At 43.9% G+C, this 15,895-nt stretch carries 16 protein-coding genes and 1 tRNA gene; 4 read left to right on the top strand and 13 right to left on the bottom strand.

Annotated features, from left to right (window positions below; all coding sequences use genetic code 11):
• The first annotated feature begins 118 nt into the window (after positions 1-118).
• Positions 119-1,471 (top strand): MATE family efflux transporter, encoded by a 1,353-nt coding sequence (locus DXB83_RS11125; protein WP_117804733.1) that lies wholly within the window; start codon positions 119-121, stop codon positions 1,469-1,471.
• Between the two features lie 83 nt (positions 1,472-1,554).
• On the opposite strand, the gene DXB83_RS11120 is transcribed toward DXB83_RS11125, so the two are convergent.
• From DXB83_RS11120 to DXB83_RS11105, 4 genes are all read right to left on the bottom strand, one after another.
• Positions 1,555-1,809: a DUF6171 family protein gene (locus DXB83_RS11120; protein WP_118600883.1), complete on the bottom strand. Its 255-nt coding sequence runs from the start codon at positions 1,807-1,809 to the stop codon at positions 1,555-1,557.
• 61 nt (positions 1,810-1,870) lie between these two features.
• Positions 1,871-3,373 (bottom strand): alpha-N-arabinofuranosidase, encoded by a 1,503-nt coding sequence (locus tag DXB83_RS11115; RefSeq protein WP_118666604.1) that lies wholly within the window; start codon positions 3,371-3,373, stop codon positions 1,871-1,873.
• Positions 3,374-3,573: 200 nt separating this feature from the next.
• Positions 3,574-3,647: transfer RNA gene (locus DXB83_RS11110), tRNA-Arg, on the bottom strand.
• Between the two features lie 153 nt (positions 3,648-3,800).
• Positions 3,801-4,316 (bottom strand): transcription repressor NadR, encoded by a 516-nt coding sequence (locus DXB83_RS11105; RefSeq protein WP_055220692.1) that lies wholly within the window; start codon positions 4,314-4,316, stop codon positions 3,801-3,803.
• Between the two features lie 220 nt (positions 4,317-4,536).
• On the opposite strand from DXB83_RS11105, the gene sigG reads away from it, so the two are divergent.
• On the top strand, positions 4,537-5,322 hold the full coding sequence (gene sigG, locus DXB83_RS11100) for an RNA polymerase sporulation sigma factor SigG (RefSeq protein WP_118697640.1): 786 nt from the start codon (positions 4,537-4,539) through the stop codon (positions 5,320-5,322).
• Between the two features lie 28 nt (positions 5,323-5,350).
• On the opposite strand, the gene DXB83_RS11095 is transcribed toward sigG, so the two are convergent.
• The gene (locus tag DXB83_RS11095) at positions 5,351-6,136 is read right to left on the bottom strand and encodes an AraC family transcriptional regulator (protein ID WP_118697639.1); all 786 of its coding nucleotides are present in this window, start codon (positions 6,134-6,136) and stop codon (positions 5,351-5,353) included.
• 130 nt (positions 6,137-6,266) lie between these two features.
• Here DXB83_RS11095 and DXB83_RS11090 point away from each other — a divergent pair, with 130 nt between their 5' ends.
• Positions 6,267-7,397, top strand: a complete 1,131-nt coding sequence (locus DXB83_RS11090; protein WP_118697638.1) for a glycoside hydrolase family 27 protein — start codon at positions 6,267-6,269, stop codon at positions 7,395-7,397.
• The gene (locus tag DXB83_RS11085; protein WP_022461561.1) at positions 7,397-7,588 is read left to right on the top strand and encodes a hypothetical protein; all 192 of its coding nucleotides are present in this window, start codon (positions 7,397-7,399) and stop codon (positions 7,586-7,588) included. Before DXB83_RS11090 ends, DXB83_RS11085 begins: the two co-directional genes overlap by 1 nt.
• A 64-nt stretch (positions 7,589-7,652) precedes the next feature.
• Here the strand turns inward: DXB83_RS11085 and DXB83_RS11080 are convergent, their stop codons facing one another.
• The 8 genes from DXB83_RS11080 to DXB83_RS11045 all read right to left on the bottom strand — a co-directional run bounded on the left by DXB83_RS11080 (position 7,653) and on the right by DXB83_RS11045 (position 15,893).
• Positions 7,653-8,495, bottom strand: a complete 843-nt coding sequence (locus DXB83_RS11080; RefSeq protein ID WP_243108919.1) for a metallophosphoesterase — start codon at positions 8,493-8,495, stop codon at positions 7,653-7,655.
• 76 nt (positions 8,496-8,571) lie between these two features.
• Positions 8,572-9,582, bottom strand: a complete 1,011-nt coding sequence (locus DXB83_RS11075; protein ID WP_118697636.1) for a glycosyltransferase family 2 protein — start codon at positions 9,580-9,582, stop codon at positions 8,572-8,574.
• Positions 9,569-10,357, bottom strand: a complete 789-nt coding sequence (locus tag DXB83_RS11070; RefSeq protein WP_118697635.1) for a glycosyltransferase family 32 protein — start codon at positions 10,355-10,357, stop codon at positions 9,569-9,571. The genes DXB83_RS11075 and DXB83_RS11070 overlap by 14 nt, the downstream gene beginning before the upstream one ends.
• The gene (locus DXB83_RS11065) at positions 10,347-11,642 is read right to left on the bottom strand and encodes an ABC transporter ATP-binding protein (protein WP_118697634.1); all 1,296 of its coding nucleotides are present in this window, start codon (positions 11,640-11,642) and stop codon (positions 10,347-10,349) included. The genes DXB83_RS11070 and DXB83_RS11065 overlap by 11 nt, the downstream gene beginning before the upstream one ends.
• 10 nt (positions 11,643-11,652) lie before the next feature.
• A complete protein-coding gene (locus DXB83_RS11060) occupies positions 11,653-12,522 on the bottom strand; it encodes an ABC transporter permease (RefSeq protein WP_118697633.1) in 870 nt (289 codons plus the stop codon).
• Between the two features lie 16 nt (positions 12,523-12,538).
• Positions 12,539-13,750: a Coenzyme F420 hydrogenase/dehydrogenase, beta subunit C-terminal domain gene (locus DXB83_RS11055; protein ID WP_118697632.1), complete on the bottom strand. Its 1,212-nt coding sequence runs from the start codon at positions 13,748-13,750 to the stop codon at positions 12,539-12,541.
• 12 nt (positions 13,751-13,762) lie between these two features.
• Positions 13,763-14,914: a glycosyltransferase WbsX family protein gene (locus tag DXB83_RS11050; RefSeq protein ID WP_117804741.1), complete on the bottom strand. Its 1,152-nt coding sequence runs from the start codon at positions 14,912-14,914 to the stop codon at positions 13,763-13,765.
• Positions 14,901-15,893, bottom strand: a complete 993-nt coding sequence (locus DXB83_RS11045) for a glycosyltransferase family 2 protein (RefSeq protein WP_118697631.1) — start codon at positions 15,891-15,893, stop codon at positions 14,901-14,903. The genes DXB83_RS11050 and DXB83_RS11045 overlap by 14 nt, the downstream gene beginning before the upstream one ends.
• Positions 15,894-15,895: the final 2 nt, after the last annotated feature.

Genomic DNA, 15,895 nt, shown 5'->3' with positions numbered 1-15,895 from the left:
ACTATAGGGTTACCCTATCCTTTATAATAGCAAACGATTCAAATTTTCACAAGAAATCTTTCCCATCTAAAGCGTGTCTGAAAAAGGCTTTTCACACATAAAAAGGAGGTTTTTGATTATGAGCCAGTCACTCGCCAAGGATTTCAACTTCCGCTCTCTGCTGAAGTTTGCGTTTCCATCGATCATCATGATGATCTTTATGTCTCTCTACAGTATTGTGGATGGCTTTTTCATCGCACAGTACGTGGACAGCATGGCGCTTTCCGCCGCCAATATCGTCTATCCTGCCGTCAGCATTCTTCTTGCCGTCGGCATCATGTTCGGTACCGGAGGCAGCGCCGTTGTCGCCGCAAAGATCGGACAGGGAAAACAGGAGGAAGCCAACCGTAACTTTTCGGCCCTTACCCTTACCACACTGATCATCGGTATTCTGGGCGCAGTGCTCGGCAACCTGTTTTGCCGTCAGATCTGCAGTCTGCTCGGTGCAACGCCGGTGCTGATGGATTACGGTACCGCCTATCTGCGGACGATCCTTTTCTTTGCCCCGGTCTGTCTTCTCCAGGCGCTGTTCCAGTCCTTCTTTGTAACGGCAGGGCGCCCGGGACTCGGACTTTCCCTTACGGTGTCCGCCGGCATTACCAACATGCTTCTGGACTATCTGTTTGTCGTTCCGCTCCATCTTGGTGTTGCGGGAGCGGCCCTTGCCACCGGCCTTGGCCAGTGTATCCCGGCCGTTGCCGGTATTTTATACTTTACCTTTGCCCGAAAAGGCCTTCGTTTCACCAGGCCGGAATTTTCCAAAGGCCTGCTCTCCACAAGCTGCTTCAACGGTTCCTCCGAGATGGTCAGCAATCTTTCTGCAGCCGTTGTCACTTACCTTTTCAACATGCTGATGCTGAAATTTGAGGGCGAAATCGGTGTTGCCGCCATCACGGCGATTCTGTACGGACAGTTTCTCTTTGTTGCGCTGTACCTCGGCTACAGTATCGGCGTTGCACCTGTGTTCAGCTTCAACTACGGCAGCCGGAACAAACAGCGGCTGATCCGGCTTTACCGCATCAGTATCCGCTTCGTTGTGGTAAGCTCTGTGATCATCGCACTTGTGGCTGCCTTCGGTTCTCCTGTTATTTCCGCCGTTTTCATGCAGAAAGGCACGTACGGCTTTGAACTGACACGCCACGGCGGATATCTGTTCTCCATCGCTTACCTGTTCTGCGGTACGAATATCGTCGCCTCCGGCATTTTTACGGCACTGTCAGACGGAAAGACCTCTGCTTTGATTTCTTTTTTGCGAACCTTCGTCTTTATCGTTCTCTCCGCGCTGCTTCTGCCGCTCGTGCTTGGCACCAACGGTGTGTGGCTGTCGATTCCGGTCGCCGAATTTCTGACGCTGTTCATCTCCGTGCCGAAGCTGTCCCGCTATTTCAAGGATCCGAAAGTCGCAACGGAGACGCAAACAAGTCCCAACTGATCTTACCGACTTCGCTGATTCTCAAAACCCCGCACAGGGATCCGTTGTTTTCACAGGATCCGCTGTGCGGGGTTTCTCTTTTGCTACCACTTTTTCCCCGGGCAGTCCCGCAGTGCAATCGCTGCCCGCATCTCCACGTAGCAGCCGCACATGCGGCACATGCCGGACAGCAGCTTTTCACACTCCTTACAGAGGGAAAGCCGCCGCTCGTATTCCTCCTCCGGCGTTTTATCGTCCGCCGGAATTCTTGCAATATAATCATACATATTCTGAAAAAAGCCTGCCTCGTCCATCTCACGAAGCAGGCATTTTTTACAGATCCTGGTATTTCCGTCCATCAAACTCCTCCGGAACCGAATCTTTTTTCATCCCAGATATCTTCTGGTTTTTATGGTTTCCCTATTTTACGGCGATATGAAGCACACTGCACGCCGGAATGGTAAAGGAAATTCCCTCTTTTGTTGCCTGCACACCGTCAAAGCCCTGAACGCCAACCGTCTCCGGCGCTTCAAAGGTGTTTTTATCCTGCATATGGCCGGTTACGATCTCGGCTTTGATCTCGCCGGCTTCTTTTCCAAGAAGTACCGCCTCTACCGGATATGCTTTCTCCAGATCCACATTCGTCATCGTAATATGAAGTACACCGTTGGCATCTACCGAAACAGATTCCGTCAGATTCGGAACCATGTATTCATCTTCCAGACCAACCTGCTCCGTTTCCAGAGAGCTTGCCAGAAGATCATTTTCCTGATGTACCTGATACAGATCGAAAACATGATACGTCGGAGTTTTGACCATCTTTTCCCCCTCGGTCAGGATCATCGACTGCAGAACATTGACCATCTGTGCGATATTTGCCATCTTGACGCGGTCGCTGTGTTTGTTGAAAAGATTCAGGTTGATCCCTGCGACCAGTGCGTCACGCATGGTATTCTGCTGATACAGAAATCCCGGATTTGTTCCAGGCTCTACATCATACCAGGTACCCCACTCATCCACGATCATACCGACCTTTTTGTCCGGGTCATACTGATCCATAATGGCGCTGTGGCGGCGGATCAGCTCTTCCATGTACATCGTCTTTTTCATGGTCTTATACCAGTCTTTTTCCGCAAACTCCGTTGCACTTCCCTTGTGATCCCAGGTTTCCGGCACCGTATAGTAATGAAGCGACAGGCCATCCATCATGCCATGCTGCTGTGGGGAGATTCTGCGGAAGCATGCTTTCATCACTTCCTGCGTCCACTCATAATCATCCGAATTGGCGCCGCAGGCAATCTTCCGGATCTTTTTGTTTCCATCGTAATCACGCACAAAGGTCTGATATCTGCGGTACATATTTCCGTAGAATTCCGGATTCATATTTCCGCCACAGCCCCAGTTCTCATTGCCGATGCCGAAGAAATCGACGGTCCACGGCTTTTCGTGGCCATTTTCCGCACGAAGGTCTGCCATCGGAGATACCCCGTCAAATGTCATATATTCAACCCACTCCGACATCTCCTGTACAGTACCGCTTCCCATATTTCCGTTGATATAGGTTTCACATCCGATCTGACGGCAGAGTTCAAAAAACTCGTGGGTACCGAAGCTGTTGTCCTCGACAACACCGCCCCAGTTGGTGTTGATCATTTTTTTGCGGCTTTCTTTCGGTCCGATACCGTCTTTCCAGTGATATTCATCTGCAAAACATCCGCCCGGCCAGCGCAGTACCGGAACTTTGATATTTTTCAGTGCTTCAACAACATCGGTACGCATTCCGTTCACGTTCGGAATATCGGAATTTTCTCCTACATAGAGTCCTTCATAAATACATCTTCCCAGATGCTCCGAAAACTGTCCCTGGATTTCCTTATTGATTTTTGAAAGCTTTCTGTTCGCATCAATTACTAACTTAGCCATAACTTGTCCCCTTTCGAGATCTTAAATTTGGCTTTATTATAGGAGATGTATCTCACTTGTGTCAATGAGCGTACAAGTTGTTTCCCCATGATTTTTTCAAAAAGTGCGGCCGTCTGGCTGCTGACCAAAAGGCCGCTTGTTTTATTTTTCATTCTGCATACGAAAAAACCGCCCTGGTTTTCACCAGGACGGTTACCGTCCGTGCGTTAGAGGATTCGAACCCCCGACCTTTTGGTCCGTAGCCAAACGCTCTATCCAGCTGAGCTAAACGCACATTTCTTTGTCGCTTTAGAACTCTTTGTTTATCACTCGTTCCCGCTGACATCATGTATATTACACTATCCTAAGAGAAAAGTCAACACCTTTTTGAAAAAAATTTAAAATTTTTTCGAATAACAGTTTTTTGTGAAAATAAGGGCTTTTTCCCCTATTTCACAGTCCGCACCAGGTAGTCTTTCTTTCGCAGTTCCTCTTCAATCAGATCCAGGGTCTGCGCAGAGTCTGCCGATACGGTATGAAAATGTTCCCCTGATGTGATATTCTTCAGCGGCCGTGATTTTCCCTGCCGGATTTCTTCCATAAACAGTGCCACCTTATTTCGTGAACTGATATTAAGTTCCGCCCGCAGTTCTCCGTAAACCTCGTGACGCACAATCACATCCAGCACAACGCCGCCGAAATCCACAATTGTATTCAGCTCGTCCTGCATCTGCTCATCCGTGTGATTCACCTCAAAGACCCGCGTCTCTCTCACCGGGCTGCTGCAGATGTAGCCGCGGTTTGTCGCAATCACATCGTATCCGGCAGCGCGGATCAGGGCAATGTCCTGGACAATCACCTGACGGCTGACTTCACAGCTCTTCGCCAGCGCTGCACCGGAGACCGGCGTCTTACTGTTTGTTATTCTTTGAAGAATCTCTTCTCTTCGTTCCTTTCCACTCATCATAAAACAAGACCTCGCATTTCGTACACTTCCCTTATCTTATCACACTTTCCGCCGTTTCTACAATAGCAGGAAATCATTTTCCAAAAGCTTTGTCAAGGACTAAAACTTTATGAAATTTTCCGGGCTCTCGTATATTCGTCCCGCCAACTGCCAATCATGAACGTATAACAGTAACGAACGGTAACCATACGTTCCATGTTTCAGGAGGATGCATACCATGGCGATCAATAAAGTTGAACTGTGCGGAGTCAATACATCACGCCTTCCCGTACTGAATGCCGAAGAAAAAGAGACTCTGCTGAAAAAGGCCCGCGAAGGAGATGCTGCTGCCCGCGAACGCTACATTCAGGGCAATCTGCGCCTTGTCTTAAGCGTGATCAAGCGCTTCTCCAACAGCAGTGAAAACGCCGACGATCTCTTTCAGATCGGCTGTATCGGCCTGATTAAGGCGATTGATAACTTCGACACGACCTTAAACGTCCGTTTCTCCACCTATGCCGTGCCGATGATCATCGGTGAAATCCGGCGGTATCTGCGTGACAACAATGCGATCCGCGTCAGCCGTTCCCTCAGGGATACTGCCTACCGCGCCATCTGCGCCCGCGAACTTTATCTCAAGCAGAACCAGAAAGAGCCTTCGATCGAGGAAATCGCCGCTGAAATCGGCATTGGAAAAGAGGATATCGTCTATGCCCTCGATGCAATCCAAAGCCCAATGAGTCTGTATGAGCCCGTCTACACGGAAGGCGGCGATACCCTGTATGTCATGGATCAGTTAAGTGATAAGAAAAATAAAGAAGAAAACTGGGTGCAGAACCTCGCCCTGCAGGACGCGGTCGCCCGTCTCAATGAGCGCGAACGCCAGATCATCCGCATGCGTTTCTATGAGGGGCAGACCCAGATGGAGGTTGCCCGGGAAATCGGCATCTCGCAGGCGCAGGTCAGCCGGCTGGAAAAGTCCGCCCTGCACTCCATGCGGAATTATCTCTCCGACGAGCGGTAACGCCCGCCGTTCACTGAATTTCTGCAAACTACAGCTGGTAATCCGACGGCGGCATTCCATAGTGTTTCCGGAACACACGGGAATAGTAAAAGGGATCTTCAAATCCGCACGACAGCGCCGTCTGTTTGACCGTCATCCCCATCTGCAACAGCTTTTCTGACTGCTGCAGCCGATATTCCAGCAGATACTGTCCTGGTGACCGGCCGATTTTCTTCTGAAACAGACGGTTCAGCGTTGTGCGGCTGACCGCCATTTTCCGCGCAATTGTCTCCGCGCAGAACTCACTCCTGTGATACCCTGCGGCAATCAGAGCCATCGCTTCCATGATCCGCGGATCTTCCTTCTTTCTCTCCTCCCGCTGCGGCTCCGCCAGATCCTGGTACACGCCCAGAAGCGCAAGCAGCACACCGACGGTCTCCTGGCTGTTCCGGCGATAGAGTTCCATCTGGCAGAGACGCTCAAAATACGGCAGAAGCCTTTCCTGACGGAGAGGCGACGCCGCCGGCTGCTGTGGGTTCAGTACCGACCGTGCCAGAATCTGCCGGCATTGTTCCCCGACAAAATCAACCCACACATATTCCCACGGCTCGTTCTCATCCGGCGCGTACTGCACCACCTGCGCCGGACAGATTAAAAAGCTCTGTCCTGCGGTAAGTGTGTACGTCTTTTTCCCGCAGGTAAACGTTCCCTTTCCGCTTATAATATAATGTATAATATAGCACTGCCGTACACCCGGTCCCCAGGAATGCAGATCATGGCAGTCCTGCCGCCCGGCATCGACAGGCCGGATCCCGTTCATTTCTGATACAAGCATATTCTTTCCTTTTCCCGTATTTTATTCTTTATAAAACAAAAATCCATGCTTTTGTCTTAAAATTCCATGGTTTTGCTCTGGAAATCCATCTATACTCAAAGTACATCAAAACTTACGGGAGGTCAATACTATGATCAAACTTACACCGCCGATGGGCTGGAATTCCTGGAACACCTTCGGAGAAAATATCAATGAAAAAATGATTTTTGAAACTGCTGATGTCATGGCCGAGAGCGGCCTGCGCGATAAAGGATACGAATATCTTGTCATCGACGACTGCTGGTCCTTACGTGAACGCGATGAAAACGGCCGTCTTGTGCCGGATCCGGAAAAATTTCCGCACGGTATGAAAGCCGTTGCCGATTACGTTCATTCCAAAGGGCTGAAATTCGGTATGTATTCCTGCGCCGGAAACATGACGTGTGCCGGCTACCCTGGCAGCTATGAGCACGAATTTGTCGATGCGGAAACCTTCGCATCCTGGGATGTTGATTTCTTAAAATACGACTACTGCTACCACAGCCCGATCCTGCATGGAAAATATCTGTACCGCCGCATGGGACTGGCACTCGAGAACTGCGGCCGCGACATTCTCTTCTCTGCCTGCTCCTGGGGTGCCGATGAAACGCATGAGTGGATCAAAGAAACCGGCGCTTCCATGTGGCGTTCCACCGGCGACATCTTTGATACCTGGGATTCTGTCAAAGATCTCGTGGCACAGCAGGAAAAACTGCATCCGTACAACGGCGTCGGCTGCTTCAACGATATGGACATGCTGATCGTCGGCATGCATGGAAAAGGAAATGTTGGACTGGCCGGCTGCAGCGATGTCCAGTATCAGACACACTATGCACTGTGGGCATTCCTTGGCTCCCCGCTGATGATCGGCTGCGACATCCGCGAGATGAGCGACGAAACCCGCCGCATTCTCATGAATGACGAAATGATCCGCATCAACCAGGATCCGCTCTGCCGTCAGCCGTATAAAGTGAAAAACCATGCATGGAATGACAACGTTCTGATTTATGTAAAAGCGCTCGCAAACGGAAATCTTGCTATCGGCATGTTCAATCTCAGTGATGAAAAATCGCGTGCAGCCATGAATCTGGATGAGATCGGCCTTCCGTTCTCCACTGGCCGTACTCTGGAACTTACTGAGGTCTGGACCGGCGAGAACCTGTGTGCAAACAATGCATCCCTTGTCACAGAACTCGAGCCGTTTGCATCAAAAGTATACCGTGCAAAGGTCGTAAAACTCTGATGGCACGCTGTATGCAGTGCGGCAAAGAACTCACACATAACGAGATCGGCGCCCACCGTAAATTTATCAACCGCGGCGCAGAACAGTTTTTCTGCAAGCAGTGTCTTGCCGAGCATCTCGGTGTAACGCCGGAGCTCATTGACGAAAAGATCGAACAGTTCAAGCGACAGGGATGTACCCTGTTTGTATAAGGCCGCTGCATGTAACGCACAGAGTCAGATTTCCATGCATCAGGAATCCGGCTCTGTGTTATTTTTATGTTTTATGAAGGTTTCCGTCCGGCATCAGTTCCACGCAGGCAATCTCGGGAATGTTATTGAACCGCGGAACCAATTCCGTATTTCCAAGTCCGGACGACAGCACCAGATGCCGTTTTCCATCCTCCGAGTCAAAAATCCCCTTCAGCTGTCCCGGAAACCATCCCATGTCCGGCGCATAAACACCGCCAATGCCAGGCAGAATGACCTGGCCGCCGTGAAGATGGCCGGAAAATACGCAGTCAATGTCCCACTCCTCCAGCCCGTCATTTTTCAGCCAGGCAATCGGAAGATGGCTGAGCAGGATTTTGTAACGGTCAGTGTTCTCAAAATCCCACAAGAACTTACACTCTCCTGGATCCGCTTCGCCAGTTTCCAGATATTTGTCCGGGAGACAGTAACCGTAAATGCCGCCGATACGGAGGGGCTGGCTGTTGATGATGATGTCTTTATATTCATAGTTCAGGACGGTGGCGCCGGCAGATTCGTAGAGAGCGGTAATGTCTGTACCGTAGTTCTGCTCGTATTCCAGTTCATGGTTGCCGAGGGAGACGTATGTTGGGGCGATTGCAGATAATTCTGCCAGCAGCGTTACCGCAATATTATTATCTGGCTCATTTGCATTTAGAAGATCACCGGTGATCATAATCAAATCTGGTGACTTCATTGCTGCTTTAGAAATCAGATGTTTATTATCCGAACCAAAAATGCTGTTATGGAGATCTGTTATTTGTATCAGACAAATTTCTTCCGAAATTTTCTTCGATTGCAGTATATATGTTATGCTGTTTAGATTATATTTCGATTTTATAACACTTTTTCCTGTTATGCACAGAAGCATAACAACCAATATGCCCACTACCCTACGCAGCTTGTACCCGTTTTTACATCGTTTTCTCATTCTATTTCTAACCATCTTATATTTTAGATCGAATCATTCTCAGCAGATTCTGCCATTGTCTTCTCACTCTAAAAAAGTTGACTTTCTCAGGATATGCTAATACATAAAAATCATAATTATTTTTAAAGCGTACAATCCCCTCTTTTTCTGCCTGCTCCAGTGCTTCTCTATACTGCTGTTGAAATTTTTCTCCTCGTTCTTGATCAAAACCTTCTTTCCATTTTTGGCACTTTATCAAATCCCACTGCGCTGAATTCAGCAGTTTTAACAATGCCGCCTGATAAAGTTCTTTACACCTTTTTTTCTTAAAAAATTTTATTCTTTCTTCCTGTGCATCATATTCATCAAATCGTTTATTGAGCGTCAAATTTTTTGTTATTCCACACGGATTTGTAAAATAGAAATAAAATACAATATCTGTTACTGCTATTCTCTCACTTCTATAATACAATTGATACGTAATATATTCATCTTCAAATAACCTCCCTTGCGGAAAACGGATTCCATTAAATACTGTTTTCTTAAATAATTTTCCACAACAGGATATATATTTTTCCACGTTTTGACCACAAAAAAGTTTGCTTTCAATTTCCAATCCAGACTGGATTTCCACACAATTCTTGATTTGTAACTCAGCGCATGTATCTACTTCTTCTATCTCAGCAAAATGTTTTAATCCGCAGATAAAGATATCCGCATTTTCCTCTTTCAAAACTTTCAGCTCTGTTTCAAGCATTTTACTATGCACCACATCATCCGCATCAATAAACATTACGTATTCCCCTGATGCAATTTCTAAGCCCGCATTTCTAGCAGAAGAAAGTCCCCCGTTTTCTTTATGAATCACCGTTATTGTCTTCTGTTTTTCAGCATATTCATCACATATCTCGGCCGAACCGTCTGTTGAACCATCATCCACTAAAATAATTTCATATTCCTGACAACTCTGTGCCAGCACACTGTCGATACACCGTTTTAAATAGCTTTTCCCTTGATAAACCGGAATTATAATACTAACCGTTATCATATCTGATCCATCCTTTTATTTTCAAGTAGATTTTTTCTCCCAAAAGCTTTTTAATCATACGATTCGGAAGATATTTCCAAGCATTTTTCTTTTCCTCTAACAATGCCTGACGATGTTTTTTATGATACTCTTTTTCTGCTCTTTCCATCCAGCTTGCATGAAACCAATGAACCGAAATTGTTTTTTTTGATTTTCTTCTATATCCTGTTTCAAAATCAATGGGGCACATACAAATGGATGGTAAAATCATAATATTTCCCTCTAAAATCTGCTGCTTATCCTTTTGTTCCAGTCCGTGTTTCAAAAAGATTTCTGTATTAATAACCGGGCATGTCTTCTTATTTTCTGATCCGTCCTCTAAAATAAACGGAATCGTTTGATACATCTCCATCATTTCATACAACAAACCGCATCCCCGTTCAGCGCCAAATCCAAGCCCCGTAGAAATATATTTTTTATTTTCAAATCCAAAAAAAGCACTGTATTTTATCAGAAAATCAATCTTTTTCACTAATTCTACATCTGTATCAAAATATATCCCTCCATATTCATACACAACCCGGAGTCTTACATAATCTGTAACAAATGCCCACTTTTTCCTATGATATGCGTCAATTACATACTGCGGGCATTCTTTTATATTAAAATTTTTTTCATTCCATTCTACAATAAGATAGTCTGGACAGAATTTTTGCCAGCTTTGCATGCATCGCCTGACCGAATCTGGAATTGGCTTTCCCCCAAACCAGCAATAATGTATTTTTTTAGGAATCATCTCTCTCACCCACGCATTTCAAATCGTCTAATCGAATTTTTCCCCAGGCATTTACGTTCCAGTTAATCTTTAAAGCATGTTTACTATCCTGAATTTCAAATGTAAATGCCGGAAACACTGCATCCAAGTCATCGTAAGTTCCCATTTCGTTTACATTATAAATCACCAGCAATACGAAATATTTTCCCGGTACAAGTCCACGCAGCAGCAATTCCATTTCCAATATTTTGCTTCTTCCTGCAAAAAAGGATGTAAATTCCTGCAAAATTCCCGCTGCAACAGATCCTCCATCTGCTGATCTTATTTCTGCCCTCACGGATAGATTTGAAATATTTGTTTTGGCCTCAACCGACAAATCAAATTTCAGCTTTTCCTCAAATTCATATACCGGTACCTGTTTGTCCACAAGATGCACATGTGTCATTTTCGCCTTAATAACTGGCGGCAGATGTGCCATTCTCTTATTTTTCAGATCAATATCTACACTTCCGTTTTTAACAGCTGTATCCATATACAAATCAATTGCTCTTTCTACCCCGCCGTCAAATATCAGTCCGCCGTGATCCAGTACAAGGCAGCGGTTGCAAAGCTGACGAATGGTATTCATATTATGACTCACATAAAGAATCGTTTTTTCTTCTGAATTTGCCGCCTTTCCCATCCGTCCAAGACACTTCTGCTGGAATTTCATATCTCCGACAGCCAGAACCTCATCCATAATCATAATTTCACTATCCAGATGAGCTGCCACAGAAAATGCAAGTTTAACATACATCCCACTGGAATATCGTTTTACAGGCGTATCGATAAACTCTCCACATTCGGAAAATGCAATAATCTGATCCAGTTTTTCTCCGATTTCTGCACGGCTCATCCCCAATATTGCCCCATTCATATAAATGTTTTCACGTCCCGTTAATTCCGGATGAAATCCCGTTCCTACTTCAAGCATAGATGCCACACGGCCATTCATTCCAATGCTTCCTTTTGTTGGTGCCGTTACTCTTGACAGCAGTTTCAGCAATGTCGATTTTCCTGCTCCGTTGTGTCCGATAATCCCTACTGCTTCTCCTTTTTCTACCTCAAATGAAATATCCTTCAGCGCCATAAAACGTTTTCCATACTCTGGTGTTTTCTGGCCTATTTTCAGTGTCGGATCTTCTTTTTTTCTTATTTTTGCATGGAATCGTTCCAGATCTTCCCGTAATGTTGTTCCCCCGATTGCACCCAGTCTATATTCTTTTGATACATGATCTATTTTGACCATAATCTGTTTTTCTGCCATCCTGTTCTCCTTAAATGGTATCCATAAATGTTCTTTCCACTTTATTGAATAACACAATTCCAAGTACAAATAAGATCATTGTGCTTCCCCACCCCACTCCATAGTATCCTGCATGAAAATATCCTGTTCCGAAAAAAATATAGCGGAATGAAGTGATGATCGGCGTCATTGGATTCAGCATATAAATCTTCATATATTTTTCAGGTACAAGCCGCAATCCATATGCAACTGGCGTTCCATACTGCCATAATTGTAATCCAAAGCCTATCAGCATCGCCAAATCACGATATTTTGTTGTAAGCGCTGAAACAATAATTCCAACTCCCATCGCCAGCATCATCATCTGAATGATCAATATTGGAAATAGAAAGAGATAACCGGACAATCGAATTTCCATTTTCCCTTTCCATATAAAATACAGCAAAAAAATCAAAAACATGGCAAATTGAATACCGAAGGAAATCAAATTAGATATGGTTGACGCTGCCGGAGATACCAGCCTTGGAAAATATACCTTTCCCATAATAGAACTGTTTGTTATAAATGTGTTTGCCGTACTGCTGACCGTCGATGAAAAATAGCTCCAGCAGATCGTACCTGCCATATAGAACAGAAATGCCGGAATTACGGTTTCTTCTGTCGCTTTCACATCCAGCGTAGTCAGGTTTGCCAGTGAACCAAAAATCACAGTGAACACTATGGTTGTTAACAGGGGCTGTATCACCGCCCACAAAGGCCCTAAAATTGTCTGTTTATATTTTGAAACAAAATCTCTTCTCACAAATAAAAAAATCAGGTCTCTATACTCATATGTTTCCTTTAAATGAAGATTGATCCATTTTGAATTTGCCGTAATAACTGTTTTAAATTGTTGTTCCATCTTTTTCTCTCTAACCTTAAACTTTGATTTTTCTTATAAATATTTTGATTCTTTTCGGTATCATGGAACGAAGTTTTCTCACAAACAGAATTCTGTTTCTTCGTTTCTGATACCACCGTTCCACACATGCATAGTTCTGTTTTTGCAGTTTCATTACTTTCTCCCGCTGCCGTTTCAGTGCAGACGGCTGTACCAGCTGTGCATTATATTTTGCTGCCCGCTGATAAGATGACGGATATTTTATAATGTTACTTCCATATTTCGCAAGCATAGTCCTTCCCTGATCATTATTCACAATCAGACAGGAGACTCCTTTTTCTTTCTCTATTTCACCTCCATATTTTTTCAAATATTCCGGGTGCACCAGCTCTATCCCCCAATAATCTCCTATGGTAATATCACCCTGACGATATTCTGATGCAAACGGACAAAAATAGCAGCTTTTCCGGTATGTGTATCCATTTAAAAACATTTGATAATAGGAGCTTTCTTCCGGTTCAAAATATCTTTCTTTATGACTTCCATCCCTGTTCTCCAATATCATTTTTCCGTATAACTTCCACCCGCTGCTTTTATCTCGAAAATAAAATCCTGCTATTTTTTTTCCTTCTTTCGATTCTATGTATCCTAAATAATTCTGGAATAATTTTGCGCTCGGTACACCATGACATATAATTTCTATTGTATATAAATTTGCATACGTTCTCCGAAGGTATCCTCTCAGTCCTGCTATCTGACAAGGCGTTCCACTAAACAACACAGTCTCGTTATGTTCCAGATGTCGCTTAATTTCAACATATACATTTTCCAAATTGCTTTGTACATATTTTGAACCCTTTAATTTACAAAGTTCCTCTATCTTATCTATCCCGGTATGTTTTATTACTAAGTTTTGGTTTTCATAAAGCATAGCACATCCATAGACAATTCCTTTTCTTTTTAACACTTCCTGCGCCAGCACGGTAAAGATTCCCCCCGAAGCATTTTCTTCCAGATCAGCGTCCTTTGCCTGTGCCGCATACGTTTCTTTTCGTGATTGCTCTTTTTTCTCAAAACTGCAGACTTTTAAACATTTTCCGCACTCCGTACACTTCGATTCATCTATTTTAGGATAATCAAAACCATTTTCATCCTCTTCCATGTAAATCGCATGTCTGGGGCAGCATTTACTGCAGGCTCCACATCCACAGCAATTTGTCTCATTCTTTTCGGAAATTATATTTCTCATTTACCCTTTTCCCTATTCTAATGCTTCTTTTATTGCTTCAAGCTTTCGATACTGATATCTTGTGTCCGGTTCCAGAAAAGCACCTTCTCCCCATTCATTCCATGCATTAATAAATATTACCGGCTTTTCCTCTTTCCGTGCTCTTTGTACCAGTATTTTCATATATTCAGCAAACTTTTCTACGGAAAATCCACTGACCATAACTCCATGTTTATTTCTTGGCGTATTATCCCAATCCACAAAACACCCCGGCCAAAAATTTTTCTTCCATTTCGCATTTAAAATCAAATCCCATATCTCATCGTAAAAATACATTCCCAGACTCTGCTCTTTCTTCCAATACATTCTTCCTTTCTTCTTTCGACATTTTCGATAAAACGACACCATTTCCTCTCCACAAAATTTTCTGATCAAAGAAATTTTTCTGCTTGTTCCAGGTAGCTCCTGGCTTTCGATATTTCGTGAATATACAGGCTCAAATTCAATTTGATAATCAAAAATATCGTTTCTGTAATACATATCTGAATAATACGCCGGAAATTGAAATGCCAGACATAAATCCGGAAAGCCTTCTTCTTTTGCTCTTCTTCTAAAATACGATGCCATCTTATAAATATCGATCATTTGTTCCGGCTTATAAACAACGAGCAATGGGCGCCCATCTACTGTTATATATCGTTCATCTTGAAAAAAATTCAGCAGATACTGAAAGTGCCGTTCCCACTCTTCTTTTCCGCCATAATCCTGCTCCATGATGATTTCCTGATCTCCACCATCCCAGTTCTTACTCCAGTTTTCATTGGCCCAGCAAAAGCAAAATGGGATCTCTATTTTTTTGTTTTTCAGCATTTGTTCCGCCGGTTTTTCCAACAACTTCTCACCATGTTTAAACCAATAATGATAATAGCAAAATCCGAAAATCCCATATTTTTTTGCCAGATTACTCTGCCAGATCTTTACCTGATCATCCATTAAATCATAGTAGTTAAGATCCAGTGGGATTTTGGGCTGATCATGCCCGGAAAATAATGCTTGTGCTTTTCGTACATTTGTCCATTCGGTAAACCCCTTGCCCCAGCATTGGTCGTTCAATGGTATTGCATGAAACTGAGGCAGGTAAAATGCAATCAGCTTAACTCCTTTCCCATCTTTAACTTCTGCCATTTTTCTTCCCCTCACCTTCTGTTTTTTCCATGATTTTTTCAAAACATTCCAAAAGACATCTCAAACGAGTTTCAAACTGAAAGCTCACACCGCTTTTCTTCTGAATCTCAGCAATTTTTTTGAGTCTCTGATATCTTAATGCACGAAATTTATAAAATTGATATATTCCTTCTCTCCCATATCGTTTCCAGAAATACGTCATCGTTCCATTTATTCGAAGTTTAAATTGTTTTTCATTAAAATCATGCTGTTTCTCTAAAGTCGCTCCCTCCAGATGAATAATCTTTGCCTGTGGTATATTATAAATTTTTTCACCTCTTTTTTTAATTCTCCAGGACAGCTCTTCCTCCTCTGCATACATAAAAAAATCCTCATCAAATCCTCCCAACTGCTCAAAGAGTTTTTTCTTCACCATCATGTCTGCCCCAAATATATAGGCAACTTCTATCTTTTGATTCGTATCGTTAAAATCTTTTCTTCGTATCTGCAATGCAGGATGTTTTCTGTATAATTTTTGTTCTGCTTTTGACAGCATCAAATACCGCCAGGATGCATATCTCTTTTCCGTTCCCAAATCATCAAACCTTAAACAAAAAGACGGACACGGCATTCTCTCCGGTGTATATAAATTTCCGCCTGTACATCCCATATCTGGATTGTTTTTCATCTCTTCCCATAAAATTTTTACTGCATTGTTCATCAAAACCGTATCGGGATTAAGAAAAAATACATAATCCCCCGCTGCGTATTTTGTTCCCAGATTGTTCGCTTTTCCAAATCCAAGATTTGTTTCTGCCTCTATCATCTTAACGCTGTTTTCAAATTCCGCCTGTAATCTTTCTGCTTCTTTGTTCTTTGATGCATTATCCACGATAATAATCTCAAATTTTACATCCGCAGTTTGTTGAAATATTGAATTGACACAATCGATTGTTAAGTCTATGGAATTGTAATTAACAATAATAATTGAAACATCCATAC

The organism is Blautia sp. OM06-15AC, assembly GCF_003481425.1.
Lineage (GTDB): Bacteria > Bacillota > Clostridia > Lachnospirales > Lachnospiraceae > Fusicatenibacter > Fusicatenibacter saccharivorans.
This window is presented reverse-complemented; position numbering and strand designations above follow the sequence as displayed.

What these genes read in the sequence shown, in the direction of transcription:
- DXB83_RS11125 (WP_117804733.1), top strand. Translation starts at nt 119, where the DNA reads ATGAGCCAGTCACTCGCCAAGGATTTCAACTTCCGCTCTCTGCTGAAG.
- DXB83_RS11120 (WP_118600883.1), bottom strand. Translation starts at nt 1,809, where the DNA reads ATGGACGGAAATACCAGGATCTGTAAAAAATGCCTGCTTCGTGAGATG.
- DXB83_RS11115 (WP_118666604.1), bottom strand. Translation starts at nt 3,373, where the DNA reads ATGGCTAAGTTAGTAATTGATGCGAACAGAAAGCTTTCAAAAATCAAT.
- DXB83_RS11105 (WP_055220692.1), bottom strand. Translation starts at nt 4,316, where the DNA reads ATGAGTGGAAAGGAACGAAGAGAAGAGATTCTTCAAAGAATAACAAAC.
- sigG (WP_118697640.1), top strand. Translation starts at nt 4,537, where the DNA reads ATGGCGATCAATAAAGTTGAACTGTGCGGAGTCAATACATCACGCCTT.
- DXB83_RS11095 (WP_118697639.1), bottom strand. Translation starts at nt 6,136, where the DNA reads ATGCTTGTATCAGAAATGAACGGGATCCGGCCTGTCGATGCCGGGCGG.
- DXB83_RS11090 (WP_118697638.1), top strand. Translation starts at nt 6,267, where the DNA reads ATGATCAAACTTACACCGCCGATGGGCTGGAATTCCTGGAACACCTTC.
- DXB83_RS11085 (WP_022461561.1), top strand. Translation starts at nt 7,397, where the DNA reads ATGGCACGCTGTATGCAGTGCGGCAAAGAACTCACACATAACGAGATC.
- DXB83_RS11080 (WP_243108919.1), bottom strand. Translation starts at nt 8,495, where the DNA reads ATGCTTCTGTGCATAACAGGAAAAAGTGTTATAAAATCGAAATATAAT.
- DXB83_RS11075 (WP_118697636.1), bottom strand. Translation starts at nt 9,582, where the DNA reads ATGATAACGGTTAGTATTATAATTCCGGTTTATCAAGGGAAAAGCTAT.
- DXB83_RS11070 (WP_118697635.1), bottom strand. Translation starts at nt 10,357, where the DNA reads ATGATTCCTAAAAAAATACATTATTGCTGGTTTGGGGGAAAGCCAATT.
- DXB83_RS11065 (WP_118697634.1), bottom strand. Translation starts at nt 11,642, where the DNA reads ATGGCAGAAAAACAGATTATGGTCAAAATAGATCATGTATCAAAAGAA.
- DXB83_RS11060 (WP_118697633.1), bottom strand. Translation starts at nt 12,522, where the DNA reads ATGGAACAACAATTTAAAACAGTTATTACGGCAAATTCAAAATGGATC.
- DXB83_RS11055 (WP_118697632.1), bottom strand. Translation starts at nt 13,750, where the DNA reads ATGAGAAATATAATTTCCGAAAAGAATGAGACAAATTGCTGTGGATGT.
- DXB83_RS11050 (WP_117804741.1), bottom strand. Translation starts at nt 14,914, where the DNA reads ATGGCAGAAGTTAAAGATGGGAAAGGAGTTAAGCTGATTGCATTTTAC.
- DXB83_RS11045 (WP_118697631.1), bottom strand. Translation starts at nt 15,893, where the DNA reads ATGGATGTTTCAATTATTATTGTTAATTACAATTCCATAGACTTAACA.